The 23,007-nt window shown below is 46.4% G+C and carries 20 protein-coding genes; 8 read left to right on the top strand and 12 right to left on the bottom strand.

Going from position 1 to position 23,007, the window contains the following annotated elements; all coding sequences use genetic code 11:
- Window positions 1–57: 57 nt before the first annotated feature.
- Entirely contained in the window at window positions 58–1,473 is a 1,416-nt protein-coding gene (locus MHB43_RS03155) for a sensor histidine kinase (RefSeq protein ID WP_405131306.1), read from the bottom strand.
- 353 nt (window positions 1,474–1,826) lie between these two features.
- Here MHB43_RS03155 and MHB43_RS03150 point away from each other — a divergent pair, with 353 nt between their 5' ends.
- Window positions 1,827–2,480 carry a phosphatase PAP2 family protein gene (locus MHB43_RS03150; RefSeq protein WP_405131305.1) on the top strand — a complete coding sequence of 218 codons (654 nt, stop codon included), beginning with the start codon at window positions 1,827–1,829 and terminating at the stop codon, window positions 2,478–2,480.
- A gap of 4 nt (window positions 2,481–2,484) precedes the next feature.
- Here MHB43_RS03150 and MHB43_RS03145 read toward each other — a convergent pair whose 3' ends face one another.
- The 6 genes from MHB43_RS03145 to MHB43_RS03120 all read right to left on the bottom strand — a co-directional run bounded on the left by MHB43_RS03145 (window position 2,485) and on the right by MHB43_RS03120 (window position 7,509).
- Window positions 2,485–3,996 carry an HD domain-containing phosphohydrolase gene (locus MHB43_RS03145; RefSeq protein ID WP_237177709.1) on the bottom strand — a complete coding sequence of 504 codons (1,512 nt, stop codon included), beginning with the start codon at window positions 3,994–3,996 and terminating at the stop codon, window positions 2,485–2,487.
- Between the two features lie 175 nt (window positions 3,997–4,171).
- Entirely contained in the window at window positions 4,172–5,110 is a 939-nt protein-coding gene (locus MHB43_RS03140) for an anti-sigma factor domain-containing protein (RefSeq protein ID WP_405131304.1), read from the bottom strand.
- The gene (locus tag MHB43_RS03135; protein WP_339181592.1) at window positions 5,107–5,703 is read right to left on the bottom strand and encodes a sigma-70 family RNA polymerase sigma factor; all 597 of its coding nucleotides are present in this window, start codon (window positions 5,701–5,703) and stop codon (window positions 5,107–5,109) included. The genes MHB43_RS03140 and MHB43_RS03135 overlap by 4 nt, the downstream gene beginning before the upstream one ends.
- Window positions 5,704–6,679: 976 nt before the next feature.
- Window positions 6,680–6,991: a hypothetical protein gene (locus MHB43_RS03130; RefSeq protein WP_017690878.1), complete on the bottom strand. Its 312-nt coding sequence runs from the start codon at window positions 6,989–6,991 to the stop codon at window positions 6,680–6,682.
- 263 nt (window positions 6,992–7,254) lie between these two features.
- Window positions 7,255–7,362 (bottom strand): YjcZ family sporulation protein, encoded by a 108-nt coding sequence (locus tag MHB43_RS03125; protein WP_221825910.1) that lies wholly within the window; start codon window positions 7,360–7,362, stop codon window positions 7,255–7,257.
- Window positions 7,363–7,404: 42 nt separating this feature from the next.
- Entirely contained in the window at window positions 7,405–7,509 is a 105-nt protein-coding gene (locus MHB43_RS03120) for a hypothetical protein (protein WP_017690880.1), read from the bottom strand.
- Between the two features lie 521 nt (window positions 7,510–8,030).
- On the opposite strand from MHB43_RS03120, the gene MHB43_RS03115 reads away from it, so the two are divergent.
- A complete protein-coding gene (locus MHB43_RS03115) occupies window positions 8,031–9,077 on the top strand; it encodes a hypothetical protein (protein WP_405132381.1) in 1,047 nt (348 codons plus the stop codon).
- 172 nt (window positions 9,078–9,249) lie between these two features.
- Here MHB43_RS03115 and MHB43_RS03110 read toward each other — a convergent pair whose 3' ends face one another.
- A complete protein-coding gene (locus MHB43_RS03110) occupies window positions 9,250–9,576 on the bottom strand; it encodes an MTH1187 family thiamine-binding protein (protein ID WP_339181585.1) in 327 nt (108 codons plus the stop codon).
- A 762-nt stretch (window positions 9,577–10,338) separates the two neighbouring features.
- On the opposite strand from MHB43_RS03110, the gene MHB43_RS03105 reads away from it, so the two are divergent.
- Together MHB43_RS03105 and MHB43_RS03100 are read left to right on the top strand one after the other, a co-directional pair.
- The gene (locus tag MHB43_RS03105; RefSeq protein WP_339181582.1) at window positions 10,339–12,657 is read left to right on the top strand and encodes a ribonucleoside-diphosphate reductase subunit alpha; all 2,319 of its coding nucleotides are present in this window, start codon (window positions 10,339–10,341) and stop codon (window positions 12,655–12,657) included.
- 366 nt (window positions 12,658–13,023) lie between these two features.
- Complete coding sequence (locus MHB43_RS03100) at window positions 13,024–14,055, top strand: ribonucleotide-diphosphate reductase subunit beta (RefSeq protein WP_091018583.1); 1,032 nt, start codon at window positions 13,024–13,026, stop codon at window positions 14,053–14,055.
- A gap of 112 nt (window positions 14,056–14,167) precedes the next feature.
- Here MHB43_RS03100 and MHB43_RS03095 read toward each other — a convergent pair whose 3' ends face one another.
- Both MHB43_RS03095 and MHB43_RS03090 read right to left on the bottom strand, forming a co-directional pair.
- Window positions 14,168–14,572: a DUF6516 family protein gene (locus MHB43_RS03095; RefSeq protein ID WP_339181579.1), complete on the bottom strand. Its 405-nt coding sequence runs from the start codon at window positions 14,570–14,572 to the stop codon at window positions 14,168–14,170.
- Window positions 14,547–15,254, bottom strand: coding sequence for a hypothetical protein (locus tag MHB43_RS03090; RefSeq protein WP_405131303.1), 708 nt, complete (start codon window positions 15,252–15,254; stop codon window positions 14,547–14,549). The genes MHB43_RS03095 and MHB43_RS03090 overlap by 26 nt, the downstream gene beginning before the upstream one ends.
- A gap of 212 nt (window positions 15,255–15,466) precedes the next feature.
- Here MHB43_RS03090 and MHB43_RS03085 point away from each other — a divergent pair, with 212 nt between their 5' ends.
- Together MHB43_RS03085 and MHB43_RS03080 are read left to right on the top strand one after the other, a co-directional pair.
- On the top strand, window positions 15,467–16,441 hold the full coding sequence (locus MHB43_RS03085) for an SMI1/KNR4 family protein (protein ID WP_221823692.1): 975 nt from the start codon (window positions 15,467–15,469) through the stop codon (window positions 16,439–16,441).
- A 21-nt stretch (window positions 16,442–16,462) separates the two neighbouring features.
- On the top strand, window positions 16,463–17,497 hold the full coding sequence (locus MHB43_RS03080; RefSeq protein WP_405131302.1) for a phosphotransferase family protein: 1,035 nt from the start codon (window positions 16,463–16,465) through the stop codon (window positions 17,495–17,497).
- A 184-nt stretch (window positions 17,498–17,681) separates the two neighbouring features.
- On the opposite strand, the gene MHB43_RS03075 is transcribed toward MHB43_RS03080, so the two are convergent.
- Both MHB43_RS03075 and fosB read right to left on the bottom strand, forming a co-directional pair.
- Window positions 17,682–19,493: a S9 family peptidase gene (locus MHB43_RS03075; RefSeq protein ID WP_405131301.1), complete on the bottom strand. Its 1,812-nt coding sequence runs from the start codon at window positions 19,491–19,493 to the stop codon at window positions 17,682–17,684.
- Window positions 19,494–19,633: 140 nt separating this feature from the next.
- The gene (gene fosB / locus MHB43_RS03070; RefSeq protein WP_339181572.1) at window positions 19,634–20,053 is read right to left on the bottom strand and encodes a metallothiol transferase FosB; all 420 of its coding nucleotides are present in this window, start codon (window positions 20,051–20,053) and stop codon (window positions 19,634–19,636) included.
- Window positions 20,054–20,210: 157 nt separating this feature from the next.
- Here fosB and MHB43_RS03065 point away from each other — a divergent pair, with 157 nt between their 5' ends.
- Both MHB43_RS03065 and MHB43_RS03060 read left to right on the top strand, forming a co-directional pair.
- Window positions 20,211–21,110, top strand: a complete 900-nt coding sequence (locus MHB43_RS03065; protein WP_339181570.1) for a glucose 1-dehydrogenase — start codon at window positions 20,211–20,213, stop codon at window positions 21,108–21,110.
- 123 nt (window positions 21,111–21,233) lie between these two features.
- A complete protein-coding gene (locus MHB43_RS03060) occupies window positions 21,234–22,844 on the top strand; it encodes a gamma-glutamyltransferase family protein (protein WP_221823755.1) in 1,611 nt (536 codons plus the stop codon).
- Window positions 22,845–23,007: the final 163 nt, after the last annotated feature.

The following is a 23,007-nucleotide window of genomic DNA, read 5'->3' as shown; positions in this document are numbered from 1 at the left end:
TCAAAAGCCGGTCGATGCTAGTTGTCATCCCAAATTCTACTCACGGCGCGAAGGTTGTCAACTCATTTTTTCACGGTCCAACGGGAGATAGAGATAGAAGGTGCTTCCTTTACCTTCAGTGCTCTCCAGTTCAATCGATCCCCCCAGTAATCTCGCTAAATCCCGACTGATCGACAGGCCTAGTCCGGTACCGCCAAATTTCCGACTAATCGACCCGTCAGCCTGCTGAAATGCTTCAAATATGGAATGATGCTTGTCCTCCGAAATGCCAATGCCTGTGTCCTGAACGGAGAAAATAAGCCATCGATTCTGAATACCTGCATTCTTAATCTGCTTGGTGCTTACGGTCAGCGTGACCTTCCCCCGGTGAGTGAACTTGATGGCATTGGACATCAGATTCCGCAAAATCTGTTGAACCCGCTGGGGATCAGACCAGAGCGTCTCGGGCAGTCCCTGTTTTTTGTCCAGAACCAACTGAATACCTTTTTTCTCGGCAACAAGCTGAAAATGGCTCATGGCATCTTCTGTAAGTTGTGCAACACTGATATCCTCCAGTACAATATCCAGCCGCCCCGCTTCTACTTTGGAAAGATCCAGAATATCGTTAATGAGCGTCAGCAGTTCCTGTCCGGAGTGGTCGATCATATTGGCAAAACGTACTATATCCTCCTGATCCATCGTGTCAGCATTCTCACTGATCATCTGGGCAAAGTTAATGACACTATTGAGCGGTGTACGCAGTTCATGGGACATATTGGCGAGAAATTCGGATTTGTACTGTGAGGCAATCATCAATTGTTTCGCTCGATCCTCCAGTACAATCTGGGCTTTCTGTAACTCTTCCTTTTGCACAGACAATAGCCGGTTTGTACTCTGGATCAGTAAAATACGATTCTGTTCATTCTGAAAATCACGTAAAATAAATGCAAAAACAAGACTTAACACAATGCCTGTAGGGAGTGTATAAGGCATAATATGTGAAAAGAAGTATGTAGCCGGGATCACACCAACGATAGCAATGTTTACACTATTGACCACATTGACGATAACTGTAACAAGGATTCCTTTAATAATCAGCCTGTAGTTGCTGCGTCTCATCCATATATTCAGACCTGCACAGATCACGCCCAAAATAGACATGTTAAGTACTGCCGCCAATGTAGCATCCGTGATGCCAAAAGTCAGCCTCGACAGCCCAATTCCAATACCTACGATGATTACGCTATAGGGTTGTCTATACGTTAGAACGGCAACAATTAAAGGAACATATCGAAGATCAAAGACCACTTCATCGGTGAGTTGAAACCCAAAAACCGTACTGATCCAACCTGCAAAAATAAGGACAAGCACGGAACTGATCTGCTTCACTCGGGAAGAGGTACGTATTACGACATATTTATAGAACACACTGGCAAGATATGCAATGGTAATAAGCATCCCCATATTCAATACGAACATTTTTGAAAATTGCATTCACTCACTCCTGTTGTACCGACTTTACTGGCCAAAGTGCCTTCGTCCGCATGTGTCTCTATCATATCATGCCCATTGAAACTTCCGCATTCCTTCTTCGTCAAAAAAATACACAAAAATACACAAATCAGGATTCAATTTGTGCGCTGGTCGTAGTAGAATATATTGTTGTTTAAATTTAAACTACTATATAGATTGAACTAAAGAATAATTACACTTGCCACTCCGATGACAGAACAACCTTCTGGTATTTCTGCCTCTGGGTTCTCGTGTAAATGAATGTATAGTGCAACTTATATAGTTATTGCTGGGATCATGTTCCTCTGGAACATGAATGAAAGGAGAAAGATGTTGTGCAATTGTTAAAAAGCAAATCCTATTGGCTGTCATTGAGTTTAATGCTGTCTTTGGCCGTCATGGGGCTGTTCTATGATATTCTTAATAGTCCAGAACGCGGGTTCGTAGTACTTGATTCCCCGCTCGACCGGATCATTCCCTACGTGCCTGGCATGTCCATTCCATATTTGGGCTGGTACCCGTTTGTATTCGGTGTGCTCGCCTACCTGTGTGCCAAGGATCGACTGACGTACTACCGCGTCTTGTTATCCATGAATATCTGTGTCTGGATCTGTTATCTGATCTACTTCAACTTTCAGACCATGGTACCGCGCCCGGAACTGACGGGTGCAGGCTTGGGAGCATCTGTTCTCGGATGGCTCTACAGCCAGGATCGTCCTTATAATTGTTTTCCAAGTATTCATTCTCTTCACTCTTATCTGGTTATGCGTGCCGTTCTCTCGGTTCCAAGCATCCGCAAACCCATCAAGATTTTGGTAGCCGCCGGGGCAGCAACCATTATAGTATCCACGCTAATGATTAAACAACATGTGATCTATGACGCCTTGGGTGCAGTCATACTCGGCGAATGTGTTCTCACTATCATAACAGGCCTCGCTCTACACCGCAGACGCAGAAAAGAATCGAAGTGGACAGAGGGGATCAACTGACCCCTCACTTCGACGGTTTCTGAAGATGCTGTTGTCGTCTCCATTCATCAATAAACAAACCTGCAAAATAGGGGTCCCATTGGGTCCCTTTTCCTTCTTCCAAAATCGTTAGCGCTTTCTCGTGACTCATCCCATTCCGATATGGTCGATCAGACGTCATGGCATCAAAGGCATCCGCTACCGCAATGATGCGGCCAAAAAGGGGAATATCGTCACCAGCCATCCCATCCGGGTATCCTTTGCCATCATATCTCTCATGGTGCGATCGTACACCTGGCAAAAAGTCGGCCATGGCATCAATAGGCTCTATCTGTAACAAAATACTCTCTCCCTGCACGGGATGTGTGCGAATAATCGCGAATTCCTCATCGCTTAGTTTTCCATCCTTCAGCAGTACCTCATCAGGAATGCCGATTTTCCCGATATCATGAAGCAGGGCTGATTTGTACAATAAATCTGCCTGTTCCTCATTCATTCCGCTAAGCTTGCCAATCATCAGCGAATACTCTGCCACACGCATGGAATGCCCTGCCGTGTACTTATCTCGGGCGTCTAAAGCAGCAGCCAGTGTAGAAAAATAACTTTGCAATAACTGTCGATTGCGCTCCTGTCTCATCTCCAGCCGATTAATCATCATATTAAAGCCGGAGATCAGTGCCGAAAACTCATCCGCATATAGATCCGGAGCTCGTCTGCCAAGATCTCCCCCCTGAATTCGGTTCATCTCATGTGTCAGTTCAGCAACTGGATCACGAACATCACGAATCAACAGCCAGCTTCCCACCAGCGCAAACCCCGCGCCCAGAACAACGATGAGAATTCCCCACAGTATGTACTCTTTCGCAAATTCACTGTCCATATACTGAAGTCGGATATATGTAGCCAGGAAAAATAGAAATAAAGGAAATAAGCCAATCAGTGCCGTACTTAGCTGAAATTTACGCTGGATCGATACGAGAATACGCCCTCCCAGTGAAGGTTCCATCCCGTATTGGACTTTGCCTCGATGACGAATCTCAAGCAACAGGGGTCTAATCGCCCGCACCGTTAGGTAATACTCAATCAGCGCATGCATGACGGCAATCAGAAAGGCACACGCAGCGGCCACGACAATATACAAGTAAGGGAATTCAAGCCACCCTGTGGATATCATCCATATTGTTAATCCGGCTGCCGGAAGTGAAAAACCAAGCATGTGCGGACCCATGATCCGATATATGGTCTGTCCCGGGAAACGATGAATTTTCTCATACATGTGGTTTAATTCGTCTCTCTCATGATGCTCGGAAGTGAAAAATTGTCTTATGGGGCCAAGCTGCACCCACAGCGTAATTAATTCTGCAACCAGCATGAACAAGATTGAAATCAGTACAATGAAGATGAGTCGAACAAATTGAATATTGGGTATCTGCAGAGTAGATACCATAACTACTGTACCGACAACAAAAACAGCTGCCAGTGAACCGATCAGATAATTGCGTATCAGGCGAAAGATAAATGAACGGTATGCTTCCAACTGAACCCCTCACTCTCTATGTGCAACCAGTTCTCCCTTGAGACACAGGGAGATTAAGGGTATTGCCTTCTATTTGTTTATCGGTTGCTCCGACTAACAATGGGTGGGCACCAGAACTGGGAAACACAAGAAGGCTACTCCACGAGGGAGCAGCCTTTGGTAATATATCCTATATTTATCCTTTAATCTTGGCAGCCAGAATCATTGTACCGCGCGGCTCATCTCCCATTGCATCCGGTTCAAGCGTGATGGCAACCGTGTCATAGTCGTTGGCCGAATCCAATGTGTAGTATACTGCTCCCGTTCCGTCACGACTAAGGAAAGTACCCGCATTCTGAGGGGTATCTCCTTTGATCAACCAGACCTGAAAAGCCTCGTTGCCTTCCAGGTTCGGCAGATTCTCAGCCTGCACAACCAGGTGAGTGCCTTTGCTGTCAATAACGATGGTTGCGAGACCCTGAGCTACAATGTCCTGCGTTGCAGGATTCAGCTTCACTGCCTCGCCAGTCTGCATGCCCTGTGCGGGCTTCAGAGCTGATGCCAGTTGCTCCTGCAGCTGTGCATTCTGTTCCTGTGCCTGCACCAGCTGCTCTTGCGTAGCCGACGAGCCCGCCGCTTGCTGCGTCAGCGAGTCGATCTGGCTCTGCAGCTGCGCCGTGTACACGCCCAGCACCAGCGCTGCTGCCGCAAGGCCAGCGCTGGCCACGCGCCAGGCGCGGCTGCTGCGCGCACGCGCGCGCGCTTGTGGCTGCCATGGCTGTGCCTCGGCAGCCTCTTCCACCCGGGCCGCACGTTCGTGCTGCGGCGCAAGATCCTCCTGAAGCACCACGGGTGCTTCAGGTTCTGCAGGAGCAGCCGCTGGCTTCGCCTCGGCGCTCTCCTGCACGTGTCCGAGCACGTTGCCCAGCACACGTGCTCGCATGCCTGGCAGCGGTGCTACAGGTTCCGCCGCAAGTGGCAGGAAGCCAGTCACTTCCTGCAATTCCCTCACCTCTTGGCGGCAAGGTTCGCAGGTTGCCATATGCGCTTCAAACGCCGCCACTTCCTCTGCTTCCAGTCCGCCCAGCACATACATCGGTGCCAGATCAGACCACTCCTCATGTCGTTCCATCATGGATGTATGCCCTCCCTTCCCGCGTCCGGATGCAATTCAGCATCGGCCAGCAACTTTTGGAGCTGTCGCATGGCAAGCCTGACACGGCTCTTTACTGTACCCAGCGGAATCCCGAATCGGCTGGATACTTCCTGCTGGGTTAATCCCGCATAATAAATCGATTCTATAACTTGTTGCTGATCACCGTTCAATTGGGACAACGCCTCTTTAATTCGGGTGCCTTCCCATTTACGCTGCACTTCTTCTTCCGTATTTGTATGCTCATCGGCATAGGCCGCCAGTATCTCGTGTTCAACTGAAGTAGCCGCTGCACCTTTTGATTTCCGCCTCAGCATGTCCACTGCAATGTTACGCGTGATCGCAAACATCCATGTGGTCAGCTTCCCCTGTGAGGCATCGTAACGTTCGGCATTATTCCAGACCCGCATAAAAAGTTCCTGAACGGTCTCTTCTGCCGTCATGGGATCACCAACGATCCGGTAGGCAAAAGAGTACACCGCTCGCTCATAACGGTCATATAAAAGCTCCAGCGCGGAGGCATCACGTTCCGCGATCTGCCGCATTAACCTGCTGTCCTCCATCGATTCAGTCATGCGAGGGCCCCTTTCTGTTTCTTCCCTCTTATTATAACCTACGCAGAATCTTTTGAAGAGGATTACCCCTATGAAGAAATAGTTTGGAAATTTTCCTGTATCTTTTCAAACTAACCTTTCACTTTCTAACATAACAGTCCGAATACATGTTGCTCTGGTCGCGCTTTCCTTTTTATTGCAGAAAATTACAACCTGTGGTATACTATAAAAGTTGTATTAAACAACCTCATATGATTTCTGTCTTCTTTAAACCCCGGAATATTTTCTTCATGCTGCGACCGCAGCGAACTTTAAGCACAATTAACCTATGAAGATTGAAGAACCTGAATCACAATAACCCGGTAGTACAGAGTTTCACAAGATGTTCCCATTCACACTGGCGCGGTCATCGGAGCCGCAAGGACAAAAGAGAGGTAGGGCTTTTGTTGTTTTGGATATCACTTATTCTTGAGAAGATTGAAAACATACACAAAGCACCCGGAATTGGGTTCCGGGTGTTTATCCATGTCTACATATCCAATTTAGCAACATCTACATACTGTCGGACACCGTTCCTTTCTTTGAGAAAAGTCTTCCTTTCACTCACCAGACGCTAACGAAGCTTACACACCTTATATTAAGGATTTCTGTGCTATGTGAAATCTAACGAATCTCAGCCACGTTAATCCATGTTACTTCATGAATATAGGCTCCAAACATGCTCAGATTCAGATAATAAGACGTCTACGATTCGTTGAACTTTTGAAATGGCAAAAATTCAGGGAATAGCGTCTGTGGAGTTCGTTAAAGAAAGTAATTCCAACGCTCCTTCACCTAATTCTAATAAAAAAGGGACACCGCAGGATGAAATCCTACGCTGTCCCTTTCTGAATCATAGGTACGTTATGCCCCAACATGGAATTCAAACTCGGAGTTTATTTGGAGCACCTACTGTAACGATCCACGATCAGCAAAGTCTTCTTGCACTCACAGATACTTAGATAAACATCGTTTTGGAGATGATGACCAGCAAGATGAACAGTACAAGGATTGTACCCATGGAACCCCAGCTTCCGCCGCCATGACCATAGGATACTCCACAACCCTGTTGATAACCGTGCATCATTGGAGCCTGATTGGCATGGTGTCCGTATCCATAGCCATATCCCATTGGCATTGTTCCACAACCATATCCATACCCATGCATTTCATGACCTGTGTATTGGTATCCTTGCATATGCTCATAACCTCCCATATGTCCGTATACGTGTCCCTGTCCGTTCGGTGAATTCGGTTTTACTTCGCTCATTGTTCATTCCTCCTTAACATTTGCCTACACCCCTAAGCTATGTATTCAGCCTACCTCTGGACCGGGCTATCGCCCTTATCTTGACAAAATGGGCGTTTAGCCATGAGGTACCTTCCCCATTTTCGAAGCATACTCCATCCTTCCATTTCTTGAATTCCACCAATTCTTCCGTTCAACCACAAGCTATCTTATCTTCCTGGCTCTCCACCATGCTTGTCCTCTAGAAAAAAAACCCCACCGGTTGCCCGGCAGAGCTCGCCATATTATACCCAGAAAGATTTAGTGATGATTACGAGCAGAATGAACAGAACGAGGATTGCTCCAGTCGATGTCCAGCCGCCGTATCCTGCGCCTCCGACTACTTCACTCATACAGAACCCTCCTTTACGAATATATTAGGGTCCAAGCGTTTATTAGATCAAGAATGCTTTAGAGATGATGACCAACAAGATAAAGAGAACCAAGATCGCGCCAGTCGATGTCCATGCGCCGCCGTATCCACCTACTACTCCACTCATGTAAACCCCTCCTTTGATTTGAGGTACAGTTCACTATATGCACCAATCACACATGGGACCGGGCTCAGGTCGAAAATGGGCTGTTTTTTTCACCGACTATTCGCTAATTGCACCTACATAAAGGGTTAGTCCTTAAGTCGGAATGTTATGTTCGAATACGTTTAAGTCATAAATAAATCTCACGGTTGTATCAACAACAAGTATGTACTATCGCTCAAAATGGATACCCATACGGTCTAGTATTAGCTTCTAACTTGTTAAATACAGATAAATTACCTTTTTAGTATTTATGAATACTGAAATCTTTATTTATGTTATTATTTTACTATTAAAGTAGAAAGGAGTTTCTATGCCCACCACCTAAACTAGATTATCCCAAACGAAATGATGACCTTAGAAAAAATCCCACCCGATGGGAACACATTAGGAGAAATTAGACATAATGAAGAAACTTATTACGATTTTGGCATTAGCCACATTGCTTAGTGCCTGTGGTAATTCAGAAACAAACACAACAACCAATAGCCAAACGTCCGAAGCATCCAAAGGCAACTGAAACTGTCTCAACAGAAGCAAAAGCTACGAAATACACTACATATCGTGGAGAAGGATTTTCTTTTGCCTATCCTGAATCCTGGAAAAGCGTAGATACAAGTCAAATGAATGCTCCATCCATTAAAGCTGCTTTTTCAAACCAATCTTCATCAGCCACATTTGCAGATAATATGAATCTGACGATTGAGGCCAGTTCAACCGGTTCAATCAATCCTGAAGAATACGCCAATAATATAGTTGATTATTACACACAGAGCGGTTCAAGCATCGGCATTTCCGATTATACAAAAACTAGCTACACGAACAAGCCTTATAAAGAATATAGCGCTGGTGTCTTGGAAGGAGCCTATAAACACACCTCGGGTACAGATGTTGTCCTTGTGCAGTATCTGATTCCGACCAATACAGAACTCTATACCATGACGTTAACCTACGCCAAGGATACTTATAATCAGGATGAGATCAAAGATATCCTTGATTCCCTGAGCATTACTGTTCCTTTGGAGCAAACAGCACCAACTGCAACGACTGGAAATTCATCTGCCACAGCATCAGTTGCCGATTTCTTTAATGAGTTAACTCCGTACATTACGGAAGATACAGCTTTCATGGAGCAGGCTTCATATGATTTCTTTGGCAAGCATAGCGATGTGTTCCCTGCCAGTACAGCAGAACTCCGTAAAAAGGCAAAGGGGCTCGTTGACTCCAATGTAACGACCCGTCATCTGAATAAAAATGTAGCCAACTATTACAATACTTTCGTACAAGTTAACGGGGAAGTCATTTCAGTTGAGGAAGATAACTCTCTCGGAGCAACTTTCTCTGTCGTTCATGTCATGGATGAGAACGGAAACGATATTATAGCGTTATATCCTGCAACGACCGGAGATTTGCTTGATGGTGATTATGCCACTGTTATCGGTGCTCCAATTACCAACTTCTCTTTTGAAAATGTTGGCGGTGGTTACACCAACGCCACTTTGATTGGAGCCTCATTGGTAGTTGCAGATTAATTAAAATGTTAAATGAGTATACAAAAAGACCAGCTTAATGAACGTTAAGCTGGTCTTTTTTGTCTTTCAGTTTATAGATGTCAGAAATTCACGTTAACTACACAATCTAAGCTTTAATTAATGACTTATAACATACTGAATAACCGAATATACGGATGTTTACACTAAACCATTAATTCGGATGCGCCTGATGTGATGTCAGTTTATCCTGAACCGATTGTAACTTCTGTATACTTGAGGCGTCCGGTTTATCACGACGGTCGTCAATTTTGACGGATGTGGAAACACGCTGAGCTCCTGACAAAAACGGCGCTTCATGTAGAGCCGCAATTGCTGTAAAGATCTCGTTAAGCGGTCCCTCAATAATGGTGCTCATGGAAGTTAACTGATATGTAATGCCCCGTTGATGTTCCAATACCTTTTGCATATCCGCCACATAACTGCTTAGACTGGTTGTACCCGTTCCAATTGGAATTACAGTCACTTCTGCTATTGCCATTTTGCTCCGCCTCCTAAGGGCCCCGTGAACAACCGCTGCCGCTAATTTTAGTCGATTTTTATTCTACCAGTTGAATGCGTTACAATTCAAACTGACGTGAAGACGTCATTCAAATTGTTAAAAATTTTTTTGATAAATCTTCAAATCTTCCAGTCCTTTTCCTTTGCGGATTCCTGGCTTAAATGGTATACTCGGAATTACGTTTTACTGGTTCTGCCCACTTTACAAACACAATATGTTGGGTTACAGTATGTTGACAGCTACAAAATGTAGTAACACTAGATTTCTCCGCTTCTATTAGTCACCTTCTGCATTCTCGCGAAAAACAGGATGAAATCACCTCCAAAGGCACGTCCCTGTAGGTGTAAATCGCTTTCTCGAAACAGAGTTGACATGGAGGTTAACGGGGCTGTTTGGACTGCATCCGGTATCCTCAAACTACAGACACATCTGCAATAGACAAAAGCTTACATAAGCACCCTTTTCTGTCGATATTCTGAACCTCTAAGACAGTAAGGAAGTCAGAGCATCCATGGGCATTTTCAGCCGCGAGGCGGGGAGAATGCTTTTTATATGAGTATGTTCTGCATTGTGCTGTTTTGTGCTCCTCAAGTTGAGCGATTTAAGACATGAACTTGTCACCGCCGTTTCAGTCTGCCAAAAGCAACCTTTACCTTTTTCTCACCGTAAGACAACACTCAATTCTTTATATAAAGAATTTCTCCAATTTATCTCTTAAACATGCGAAAGCGAGGAATATTCATGCCACAAGTTGTGACCAAGCCGAACAACCGCCAGCTTGCCTTTGATGATATGCGCATCTCGGTATATGCCGACCGTACTCTGGAAGGACTGGAAATGCTGGACAAGGAACGTCTGGTACGTGGGGTAAACAGCAAGCTCCGCCGTGATGAAGTTACCGGAGACGAAATCAGCAACGCTTTTATCATGAGCGCACTGGAACTGGTAACTAAAGAGGAGCCTAATTGGAAATTTGCAGCGGCGCGCTCCCTGCTCACTTCCCTTTACAAAAAAGCGGCTACCAACCGCAGATACAAGTCTTACCCGGACGAGCCTTATGGCGCATTCCATCCTCTTCTTGTAGATCTCGTGAAAAAAGGTATCTACCGCGAAGAATTGCTGGAATGTTACACCAAAGAACAGATCGATGAACTTGCTGAGTGCATTGACTACCGCAACGATCTGCTTTTCGATTACATCGGCTTGCTCACACTGGCAGAACGTTACCTCGCACACGATTTTGATGGAAAAGTAATGGAATTGCCGCAAGAGCGTTATATGGTTATCGCCATGTTCCTAATGCACCAAGAGCCTGCCGAGAAACGTATGGATCTCGTCAAGGAAGCATACTGGGCAATGAGCAACATGTACATGACCGCAGCTACTCCTACGATGTCCAATGCAGGTAAAAAAGTAGCCGGTCAACTTTCCAGCTGCTTCATTGATACGGTGGACGACTCACTCGAAGGTATCTTTGATTCCAACACGGATGTAGCTCGTCTGAGCAAAATGGGTGGCGGCATCGGCGTTTACCTCGGCAAAGTCAGAGCTCGTGGTTCGGATATCCGTGGTCACCAAAATACAAGTTCCGGTGTAATCCCTTGGATTCGCCAACTGAACAATACAGCGGTCAGCGTAGACCAGCTCGGTACGCGTAAAGGTGCCATTGCTGTATATCTGGACGTCTTCCACAAAGACATTCTGGCCTTCCTCGATCTGAAGCTGAACAACGGTGACGAGCGTATGCGTGCGCATGACGTATTCCACGGCATCTGTCTGCCTGACTTGTTCATGGAACGGGTATCCAGCCGCGGCGAATGGAGCTTGTTCTGTCCACACGAAACAAAGAAAGTGATGGGCTGGAAGGACGAGAATGGTCGTGCACTCGGACTGGAAGATTTCTATGATGAGTCCTTTGGTGCAGGTGCGTTCCGTGATAAATACGAAGAAGCGGTGAATCACCCACTGCTGTCCCGGATTACAGTACAGGCGATTGACATCATGAAGCGAGTACTGAAATCCCAACTGGAGACAGGTACGCCATACATGTTCTACCGGGATACGGTTAACCGCTCGAATCCTAACCGTGCACACGGTATGGTATACTCCTCCAACCTGTGTACCGAAATTATGCAGAACCAGTCTGCCACTGTAATTGAAAAGGAAGAACTCGTAACCAAAGATGGACAAACTCGCATCGTGATTTCCAAAGTGCCTGGCGACTTTGTTGTCTGCAACCTGAACTCCATCCATCTGGCACGTGCTATACCTCATAATGTATTGGAGCGTCTCGTTCCAATTCAGGTGCGAATGCTGGACAACGTTATCGACATTAACAACATTGAAGTGCTGCAAGCCCAATATACCAACAGCCAATATCGCGCAGTCGGTCTGGGAACGTTTGGACTTCACCACCTGCTTGCTCTCGAAGGCATTCATTGGGAGTCTGACGAAGCTGTAGCGTATAACGATAATCTGTATGAAAAAATTAACTACCTGCTTGTGAAATCCAGTATGGAGCTGTCCAAAGAAAAAGGACATTATCCGAAATTCAAAGGTTCCGATTGGGAAAGTGGTCATTACTTCGACCAACGCGAGTACACATCAGGTGAGCGCGTAGGTGAATTCGTGACAACCGAACAGTGGAAAGAACTACAAGCCGAAGTAAGACAAAACGGTGTACGTAATGCCTGGTTGTTCGCCATTGCACCTAACGGTTCCACGTCCATTATTGCTGGTTCAACGGCTAGTATTGATCCGCTCTATGAGCTGTTATCTTATGAAGAGAAAACAACTTACAAAATTGCCAATCCAGCTCCGGATCTGTCCGAAAAAACAAGTCCTTATTACCAAACGGCGTTCCAGGTGGATCAACATGCTTCCATTAATATGGCGGCTGCCCGTCAGCGCCACGTCGATCAGGGACAAAGTTTCAACTTCTACGTTCGACCAGATATTAAAGCAACAGAATTCCTGGAATTGCATCTGCACGCCTGGAGAGCCGGCATGAAATCAACTTATTATGTTCGTAGCCGTGCATTAACAATTGAAGAATCTTGATTTTTGCGCAATTTACGCTTTATCCATGATAGAGAAGATATACTAGATTCGAGGTGACCACCAGGGCATCCTGTTTTGATTGCAAAATGGCGTTGCCCTGGTTCTTTTTTGCCTAAAACACGATCACAGCATCGCAAGATGTTGATATAGATGCCACATTATACAACCCTAATATATAAAAGAATTAATGATTACACGATAACGAAGAGGACAGAAAGAAGCTGAAGAAGCGGAGCGCTCGCCTTTATCACCGGATTTTTCCCTTTGAAAGAGGGAATCAAAAAAATCAGGGGATAACAGCGATCGGAAGGTTGTTCTGTCATCGTAGTTATACAGTGTAAATTCATTCAAGGAGTGAACGGAACAATGCAAGTACAGAAAATTTTCAACACCGAAGCCCCTAACCAATCAACACGTATTATTGAAGGTGAATGCTCCGGTATCCTGAACTGGAACGACATTCGCATGCCTCATATGTACAAATTATACAAAGTATTGCTGCTCAATCACTGGATCGCAGACGAGATTCCAATGTCCAAAGATGCTTCCCAGTTTGCTCAACTGGACGAGGAAGAGCAACGTACGTTTAAAATCAACATCTCTCTGCTCGCGGTACTTGATTCCATGCAGACGATGTTTGTTGGTGACGTAAAACGTTACTTTACCGATTCTTCACTCGAAGCGATCTCGGCCATTATCGGACAACAGGAAGTCGTTCATAACCAATCGTATTCCTACGTCCTGTCTTCGATCGTATCTGATCGGGAGCAAAAGGAAATTTTTGAATACTGGAAACATGATCCAGTTCTGCTTGACCGTAACCGTTTCATCGCAGACATCTACCAAACATTCCGGGATGAGCCGTCTCCACAGACGTTCTTCCAGGCTATGGTAGCCGATCTGGTACTCGAAGGTATCTTCTTCTATAGTACGTTTGCCTTCTTCTACAATCTGGCCCGTGACCAGAAAATGATGGCAACCAGCCAGATGATCTCGTATATCCAGCGGGATGAAAACCAACACTGTTACTTCTTCGCTGAAGTGTACAAACAGTTGCTGGTAGACTTCCCTGAACTGAACACACCTGAGAACATGGACTATGTATACAAAACAATCCATCGTGCTGTTGAACTTGAAACCAACTGGGCACATTACACACTCAGCAACGTGCGCGGTATTGACCTGAACGAGTTGGAAGATTACATCAAGTACATCGCCAACAAACGTCTGCGTCTGATGGGGATGGAAAAAGCATATGAAGGTGTGGATGTAAACTGCATGCCTTGGATCAAACCATTCTCCGATGAAGCATTGAATGCAACCAAAACCGACTTCTTCGAAGCTAAATCCCGTAACTACGGTAAAGTTGGCGACGATAACGGATTTGACGATTTGTAATAAAGAATAGACTATAAATAAAAACAACACTCCCTGAACTGTGGCTATCATGCCTAAGTTCAGGGAGTGTTGTTTAATTCGTATGTACAAACATTATATCAGCGTTGAACTATTATAATTTAATAGAGATATTTCTTAATCTAATAAATTCAAGAATCGTATATAATTCTTGAAATTTTTCATTATTCAATCTTCTTTCATTTGCCGTATGAATATGAAACGGGTCATACATCGTGATATTAGCGGGTGTTTCATCAGGATGATAGTGAGCATGGAATTTCATAACCAACTCCTTTTGATCATCATACCAATCATACCAATATAACTCGATGAATCCCCCGTTTCGATCTATCTCCTCTACACAGTACATCTTCGATAAATCATTAAAGACAATTGTTTTACGAATAGTTCTAGTGCTGCTTGGAAGACCCTGGGCACCATCTCGAATCTCCATAATAATATCTGAAAAATCATTCTCAATAAAACGAAAATTACTTTTCGGTATCTTTAAAGCCAAGATGCTGCCTCCCCAAATGGTGTTTCCAAACTTGTGCATCGGTTTCTTCTTCAGGTGTTAAATTCAATTTAGTTCCGAGTGTCCGTTCGAATTCCCCTTTGTATTTATCTTCGTATAAGGCAATTTGCCCCGTGTGGTAATCCAGGTCACTGACTTCTATTGTGGATTGGCGTCCTGCCTCTTCCTTTTTCCACATAGTCACAATCTCTTTAATCGTCGTTCTTTTACCTGATCCATACACATATGTAGTATCGTCTGGGATGAGATTATGTTTGTTGGACCCGGCTCTTTGAATCCCCATAAAACGGCCTTGATCAATCCAGTTAAAAATCGTCGTAATACTCACTCCAAAAAATACAGATAATTCTTTAGGAGTATAAGAACGTACAGCTTCAATAGAAGGAACACCACTGTCTGTAATTCCTGTCGGTACATTCACTGCTTGACTTAACGCATGTTTGAGAAGAGTAACATACTTTTCTCTAAAGATATCAGCATCTTCAAAGATAGATTCATCCAGGCTACGAACAAATTCAGTATTATTCTTGACTGCAAGTGCCAGCACTTTGAACAGTAAAATGCTATTATCCGTATTGCTCAAGCTCTGAACTAACTCAGAAGCAATCTCATCTGTGTTCTGACTAAATATATTCTTTTCAACTCTTGTAATTCCCATTTCCATCTCACCTCACACTCCTAGTATAGGATAGTAAAGTTTAACTTTCAACACAATACTTAAACAAAGTTAAACATAACCTAAACTTTATGGATTAAACTTAAAGTATACTTACACAGTATGCTACGAAGATGCTGATTTATACATTCTCCAACCAACACGCACTTATTATATAATGAAAGAGATTCATACCCCTCCTACGGAAGTGAGGCCTATTCATGGAAAAAGAACTGCTGGAACAAATTAATTTGTGGCATGAGCAGGACCAATTCAGTCTCATTATTGAACATATTGAACGTATCCCCGTCTCAGAGCGGGATTATGATCTGATTGGTCAACTCGCCAGAGCCTATAATAATGATGCACGTTGTCACAAAGCCATTCAACAACTGTTGTCTGTCGAGGAGCAAGGAGTAAACGACCCGCTCTGGCAATACCGCTTGGGTTATGCATACTGTCATATAGCGAGTTATGAACAGGCACTACTGGCTTTTGAGAGAGCTAACGAACTTCAGCCACATGATGAATCAACCCTTGAATTTCTAAGTCAGATTCGACCTTTCGCTGAGAAGATGCGGCGGGATCGACAACGCCATGAAGAACAAGTAACAGAATGGGAGCAGCGTGGCACGTTGAACCATCTTCGTGCTGCTTCAGGAACCTACGACCCAGGGACATTCTGGAAACAGAGTGATTATGCACGGGACAACCATGTGTCGGCTCCCTTTGACGAAGCCACGATTGTTTCGATTGAACACGAATTGGGTTACAAGCTCCCTGCCTCCTATATTCAACTGATGAATACGCAAAACGGCGGTATCCCTGCGCTCACTGTATTTCCCACCCAAGAAGCGACTTCCTGGGCTGAGGATCACATTGCCATTTCAAGCATTATGGGAATCGGACACGATAAAACATACGCACTCGCTGGTGAGCTGGGAAGTCGGTTCATGATCGAGGATTGGGGATACCCCGACCTGGGGATTGTGATCTGTGATTGTCCATCCGCTGGTCATGATGTCGTTATGCTGGATTATCGCTTCTGCGGCCCTGAAGGTGAACCTTGTGTCGTTCATGTAGATCAGGAAAATGATTATGAGATTACATATCTTGCGCCGAATTTTGAAGCTTTCATCCGTGGATTGGTCGATGAGGATACGTATGACCTGTCTGACGAAGAGAATGAGGACTAATATCCAGGAGGGTCCGGCCATATGACAACCCGTATATATTTTGGTTCCAATCAACTTGGCGAAGTGGCCGCAGTTTCATTGCAGGATGCGCTGAATGAGCTTGACCTGGGAACCCTTGAAGATTATCGACGAACAGATAAAGGTGTTATGGGTCAGACACTGCTCATTCGCTCTTCCCGTGGAGAATATATTCTGAAAGGCAATCCTTTATATGCAGGACAGTTACAGGAAGAAAGGTTCTTTGTAGAACAACTGGCAAAACATACGTCCATTCCTGTCCCTGATCCATATTTATTACATGAAGATACCCATCTGCTAGGCTGGAGTTATGCCATAATGCCGCGCCTGCCCGGGAATCACCTGTATGATCCAGCATTCCAGGCTTCACTGTCACAGCAAGATCAGGAAGAGATCGCCTGTATGTTTGCCCATACTTTGGCTGAACTGCACCGCTGGAAGGTGCCCGATGCCGGGGAATATGATCCTGTAGCGCAGCAGATTGTTTCCTTTGCAGGCGATTATCTGGACTGGTTGTACGGGACCATTCGTCACTGGTTACATGATGCTGAACAGTACTCGGTGATTACGGATGAAGATGTTCAGTGGGTGGACGAGCAATTCAAAAATGCTGAACCGGCATTTCGGTCCAAAGCTGTTCCATGTTTTGTCATGGGAGACTTCAAGGTCGAGAATATTTTGATTCAAAATCCGAATGACCGTTCTTCAGGGTGGCAGATTAGTGGTTTGTTCGATTTTACAACCGCCTACTTCGGAGATGGCACAGCCGACCTAACCAAAATATCCACCAGGTATGTTCGTGAGGGTCAACCAGAACTGGCCGCACAGTTCCTTCGCTGCTACCGGGATCTGGTCTGTGCAGCAGATGAAGAGAAATGCCAACACTTCCGCACACGTCTCAGCATGCATCTGCTCTATCAACGTATCTTATGGTGGGGGGAAGCCAAAGCGACTGGACAAGTGACATGGGCAGCCGATCTGTCTTTTGCACAGTGGGCGCAGCAGTCCATTAATTCAATTGTCGCATTGCTAGATTAGTAGATTAATTAGTAGGTTTGGACAGGTCGCTCAATGGATAGCGATCTTCCAAACTAACGTATGTATCGTTCCATATATGTCGCCCAACATCCGGGCTCACGCATAAAACCGCCAGAGATCATCCTTGATCTCTGGCGGTTTTTGTCATCTAACTATATTTCAGTCAACGATGGAATCTCTCAACTTAAGCTTGTGCGACATGTGACTCCTGATGTTTCTGCAAAAACTCCAACATCCGGCGGTATACGAGAATCTCATTTGCCTTTCTGGAGAATCCGTGGCCCTCATCGTCCAGAACGATGTATTCCACATCCATTCCCTTGGACTGGAGCGCAGCCACGATCTGATCAGATTCGGCCTTCACGACCCTTGGATCATTAGCACCCTGAATGACCAGCATTGGATTCACCATCTGATCGAGATACGTAATCGGTGAATCCTTCGTTAAACGTTCGCGGTCACGGACCGGATCACCCAGCCAGTTATCCATCATCGGCTTCCAGTCTTCCGGCACGGATTCCAGGAATGTGAACAGGTTACTTGGCCCAAAAATATCGACCGCAGCCCGGAACAGCTCCGGATGGCGACCTGCCAATAACAGGGTCATATATCCCCCATAACTTCCCCCTACCACAAACAACCGTTCTGGCGAGGTGATTCCCTGATCGAACAACCAGTTGATCCCGGTAACACAGTCCAGCCTTGGACCCTCACCCCAATCACGCTCAACCATCTTGACGAATTCCGCACCATATCCGGTACTGCCCCGGAAATTCGGTGCAAAGACATGATAGCCCTGAGCGAGCATCATCTGGAACATCGGCCGAAAAAACTTCGCTTCGGATGCTTGCGGCCCACCATGAGGCCAAAATACGGTGTAGCCATTGGCCTGCTCTGGTTTTGCTTTGAACAAGAGAGCTTCGATCTCCAGTCCGTCGTAGGAGTTATACCGAATAACGTCAGGGTACACGAGATCACTTGGGTCCAGTCCGGTTACCCGATTGGCAGTCAGCGGCTCCCAGGACTCAGCACCTACTATTTTGCGATAAATGTTATGCGGTTGGATCGCTCCACGTCCAAGGATATACACATTGCCAGCCTTCGTAACGTTCACCTGCTCTATCGTATCCAGTGGCATCTCTATGCGCCGAGGCTCATCGGCATTTTTGCCCAATACGTACATACGATTCTCCGGCCCTGTGAGTGTCCAGAAATATAAGGTCTCGGAAGCCTGATGCCAGCGGATAAACTCCACATCTTCCCCTTCGATTCGGCACAATAAACGGAATTCGCGGGTATCAATACGGTACTCAGCCACATAAGCGTATGCGGAGTCATCATTGGTAATGAACAGAAGACGATTATCATCTGCAAATATCAGATCGGATACCTGACTATGACGTTCTGAAGCTGGCAGGATCTCCATTTCTTCATTGTTACGATACAGATGCGCCGTCTGATACGTATTGGAGTACATTTTTAAAATGACATAACTCTTCTCGTCAGGACTTACAGCCACCAGGCTGCTCGTAACCTCTTCTCCACTGTATAACAGTTCATCTTCACCTGTCTCCAGATCAATGCGGCGTGAATTCAGATAGTTCGGATTACCCGCACTGGTGACATAATAGAGACGCTGTCCATCCTCGGACAACTCAGCGAAATAACAGCGATCATTGGGTTCTGCCGGAACCACAGGCAGTGGGACACCACCCTCGGGCGGAAGTGCATACAGATGATAGTTCTCATCTCCATCCCGATCAAATGCAGTAAGAAGATGACGTCCTTTCGGGTCTGCTTTGATAAATTGACTGCTCTGATTCAAGTACGTTAAAGGATACGGGTATCCTCCAGGCAAATCCATCGCCCAAATATTCGGCTGACCGTTCAGATTGCTGTCCATGAACAAACGTTTCTCGTCTGCCGATACGGCAAAATGCGAAATACGGTACGTCTGAAAATATTGCTCGACATCCGGCTTAGGGAACTGAATCATGACAAACCTCCTTGGAATTGAACCAACGAATTTAACATTGGTAAATTAAGGTAACCTTTGTCCATATTATAGGTAATTCCAATGTTTAGACAATAGATATGTGAGTTATAATTGCAGATTTTCTCAATTTGCACATGAACTCACGGATAAAAGGTCATATGAGCCTTGTCTTCGCGATAATAATCCAGCCTTTGCTTCATCGTACCTGTATGCAGTTCGAACAGATGACCATCCGGATCGGTGAAATATACAGATAATGCATCCCGCGGATCTCTTGGCCTTCCGGGAAGAATGTCAGCACCCGCTGCTCGCAGCTGCTGCACAGACGCGTTGAACTCCTCTTCTGTAACGGTAAATGCAATATGGGTATAGGTTCGTTCCGTATAGTTGCGAATAACATCCTCCTGATTCAGGGCAATCCACAGACCGGCAAGCTCAAAATAAGCCAGTTTGCGTCCTTTCACCTGAATTCGGGCACCGAGAGCCTGCTCATAAAAGGTAATGGCCCGCTCCAGATTGGATACGGAAAAGCACAAATGATTAATTCCTTGAATATTCATGTGGCTCCTGACACCTCCATCGATTTAAGGATCTATCCTTATTATGGTATATTCTGTGCAATAAAAACAACCGTTCTGCTGCTTCCTCCCGCACCTTCTTCTGGGCGAATGCATAGGTTATCCGTATCAATGAACGTTCGAGGAGGATGTAAAGCGAATGAATCCTGTCTATCCTTTTTATGGTAAGAAAACGGTATGCAAGGACCAAAAACTGGCATTTCCACCCCAGCATCAGGACCAGCAACCCGGTCTGGAAACCCTGATGGTGCCTGAACCAATTAGTGAAGATCCTGCCTATATCGGCAGCTGTAAACTCCAAGGTAAAGTTGCCATTATTACGGGTGGTGACAGTGGAATCGGCCGGGCGGCCGCCATCGCTTTTGCCAAGGAAGGTGCGGATATCGTCATTGCTTATCTATATGAACGGACAGATGCCGAAAGGACTCGTGAACGGATCGAAGAAATCGGACAGCGCTGTCTCTTAATCGAGATTGATCTCCGCTTAAAGGAAAACTGTGAAGCCGTCATCCGCACAACCATGGAAACGTACGGGAAGATCGATATTCTGGTCAACAATCATGGCGTACAGTATGTGCAGCCAAGTATCGTTGATATTACAGAAGAGCAGCTGTATCACACCTTTCAGACAAATGTGTTCGCCTATTTCTTTCTGATTCAGGCCGCTCTCCCCCATCTGTGCAGAGGTGCCTCCATCATCAATACGGCTTCCATTACGGCATATAAAGGCAATACCCAACTGATCGACTACTCTTCTACCAAAGGAGCCGTCGTATCGCTGACTCGTGTACTCGCCCAATCGCTAGCTGCACAGGGAATCCGTGTGAATTCTGTCGCCCCGGGACCCATCTGGACACCACTCATCCCTGCCAGTTTCTCTGCGGAGGATGTACAGGTATTTGGAACAGATACGCCCATGGGTCGGGCTGGTCAGCCTTACGAACTGGCGGCAGCCTACGTTTATCTCGCTTCCCGCGATTCATCCTACGTCACAGGTGAATGCATTCATGTGAATGGCGGCGATATGGTAACGACATAGGCTGATGTCAGGTTGGATTTGGCAGGTGTGGCAGGATATCAGTTGTCCAGTTGCGAAGAGGGTTAGGAGTATGATCCGGTTATCCGGAGCCTGACATCTAGCGACAAGGAGCTGAACAACCTGATGAACTTCGATCCACTCTACCAACCGTACCCCTCTTACCGCGTGCCTGTGTATGCGAAACAAGGCATGGTCGCCACGTCTCAGCCACTGGCTGCACAAGCCGGTCTGGATGTATTGAAAAAAGGCGGCAATGCCATTGATGCCGCCATTGCAACTGCGGCAGCACTCACGGTGCTGGAGCCCACGTCTAATGGCATTGGAGGCGATGCTTTTGCCCTCGTATGGACCGAGGGCAAACTGCATGGCCTGAATGCCAGCGGCCCTGCGCCTCAGGGCATATCCATTGAGGCGCTTCAAGCGGCAGGCTATACGGAGATGCCGAAGCTTGGGGTTGTTCCGGTGACGGTGCCTGGCGCACCGGCGGGTTGGGCTGAGTTGAGCCGCCGTTTTGGGCGGCTCACGCTGGCGGAAGCGCTGGAACCGGCCATCCGCTATGCGGAGGAAGGTTATCCGCTTGCGCCTGGGCTGGCCCGCCATTGGGCAAGGGCAGCCGAGATCTATGCACGCCAGGGTGATGCGGAGGCAGGCCGTGCGTGGTTTGAGACATTTGCTCCAGGCGGGCGTGTTCCCGCAGCTGGAGAGATGTGGCGCTCGCCGGATCATGCGGCGACTTTGCGCCAGATTGGCGAGAGCGAAGCGCGAGACTTTTACGAAGGAGAACTGGCAGAGCGCATTCATTCCTTTATGGCAGAGCACGGTGGTTATCTGACTCGCGAAGATCTGAAGGCTTTTCAGCCGGAGTGGGTTGATCCCATCTCCGTCTCCTATCGTGGTTACGATGTATGGGAGATTCCGCCGAATGGACAAGGACTGATTGCTCTCGCGGCGCTTAATCTGCTGAAGGGATATGATTTTGACGAGAAAGAATCCGTTCTGGCGTATCATCAGCAACTTGAAGCCATGAAGCTGGCGTTTGCCGATGGGGAGAAATATATTACCGAAGAACGCAAAATGGGTGTGACCGTGGAGGAACTGCTGTCCGAGGCATACACAGAAGAACGGCGCAAACTCATTGGTGATACCGCACGCGCACCTGAGGCAGGTGATCCACGCGCAAGTGGAACCGTCTATCTGGCTACGGCCGATGGTGAAGGCAATATGGTTTCCTTTATCCAGAGTAACTATATGGGCTTCGGGTCTGGACTCGTTGTTCCGGGGACGGGCATTGCATTGCAGAATCGTGGACACAACTTCTCACTGGACCCGAATCATGCAAATGCACTGGAGCCGGGCAAACGAACGTATCACACGATTATTCCGGGGTTCCTCACCCGTGGCAGCGAAGCGGTTGGGCCATTCGGTGTCATGGGTGGTTTCATGCAGCCGCAAGGTCATGTGCAGGTGGTCATGAATACGATCGATTATCATCTGAACCCACAGGCCGCCTTGGATTCTCCGCGCTGGCAGTGGACGAAGGGCAAAACAATTCTCGTGGAACCGGGTTTCCCACAGCACATTGCACAGGCACTCGCCCGCAAGGGACATGATATTCAAGTGGCACTCGATCCATCCCAGTTTGGACGTGGTCAGATCATCTGGCGCAACCCGGACAATGGCGTATTATGCGGGGGTACGGAAACCCGAGCGGATGGCTCGATTGCGGCTTGGTAAAACTCGCGTCATTTTTATAATAGGATGATTACCTTATCATCCGTATAGGGTGCTATTCTATGGCACAAGAGAGATGATTCACGTCATCTCTCTTGTGCCTTTTTTGGACTTCTAACATCAGCAAACAACATACTGTAGATATTCAGGTACCCTTTTAACCAGA

The organism is Paenibacillus sp. FSL H8-0317, assembly GCF_045040685.1.
Lineage (GTDB): Bacteria > Bacillota > Bacilli > Paenibacillales > Paenibacillaceae > Paenibacillus.
The sequence above is the reverse complement of the archived record's forward strand: the minus strand, read 5'-3'. Positions and strand labels throughout refer to the sequence as shown.

Coding starts and splice junctions, on each gene's coding strand:
- MHB43_RS03155 (WP_405131306.1), bottom strand. CDS start 1,473: ATGCAATTTTCAAAAATGTTCGTATTGAATATGGGGATGCTTATTACC.
- MHB43_RS03140 (WP_405131304.1), bottom strand. CDS start 5,110: ATGATGGAACGACATGAGGAGTGGTCTGATCTGGCACCGATGTATGTG.
- MHB43_RS03135 (WP_339181592.1), bottom strand. CDS start 5,703: ATGACTGAATCGATGGAGGACAGCAGGTTAATGCGGCAGATCGCGGAA.
- MHB43_RS03130 (WP_017690878.1), bottom strand. CDS start 6,991: ATGAGCGAAGTAAAACCGAATTCACCGAACGGACAGGGACACGTATAC.
- MHB43_RS03125 (WP_221825910.1), bottom strand. CDS start 7,362: ATGAGTGAAGTAGTCGGAGGCGCAGGATACGGCGGCTGGACATCGACT.
- MHB43_RS03120 (WP_017690880.1), bottom strand. CDS start 7,509: ATGAGTGGAGTAGTAGGTGGATACGGCGGCGCATGGACATCGACTGGC.
- MHB43_RS03110 (WP_339181585.1), bottom strand. CDS start 9,576: ATGGCAATAGCAGAAGTGACTGTAATTCCAATTGGAACGGGTACAACC.
- MHB43_RS03105 (WP_339181582.1), top strand. CDS start 10,339: ATGCCACAAGTTGTGACCAAGCCGAACAACCGCCAGCTTGCCTTTGAT.
- MHB43_RS03100 (WP_091018583.1), top strand. CDS start 13,024: ATGCAAGTACAGAAAATTTTCAACACCGAAGCCCCTAACCAATCAACA.
- MHB43_RS03090 (WP_405131303.1), bottom strand. CDS start 15,254: ATGGAAATGGGAATTACAAGAGTTGAAAAGAATATATTTAGTCAGAAC.
- MHB43_RS03085 (WP_221823692.1), top strand. CDS start 15,467: ATGGAAAAAGAACTGCTGGAACAAATTAATTTGTGGCATGAGCAGGAC.
- MHB43_RS03080 (WP_405131302.1), top strand. CDS start 16,463: ATGACAACCCGTATATATTTTGGTTCCAATCAACTTGGCGAAGTGGCC.
- MHB43_RS03075 (WP_405131301.1), bottom strand. CDS start 19,493: ATGATTCAGTTCCCTAAGCCGGATGTCGAGCAATATTTTCAGACGTAC.
- fosB (WP_339181572.1), bottom strand. CDS start 20,053: ATGAATATTCAAGGAATTAATCATTTGTGCTTTTCCGTATCCAATCTG.
- MHB43_RS03065 (WP_339181570.1), top strand. CDS start 20,211: ATGAATCCTGTCTATCCTTTTTATGGTAAGAAAACGGTATGCAAGGAC.
- MHB43_RS03060 (WP_221823755.1), top strand. CDS start 21,234: ATGAACTTCGATCCACTCTACCAACCGTACCCCTCTTACCGCGTGCCT.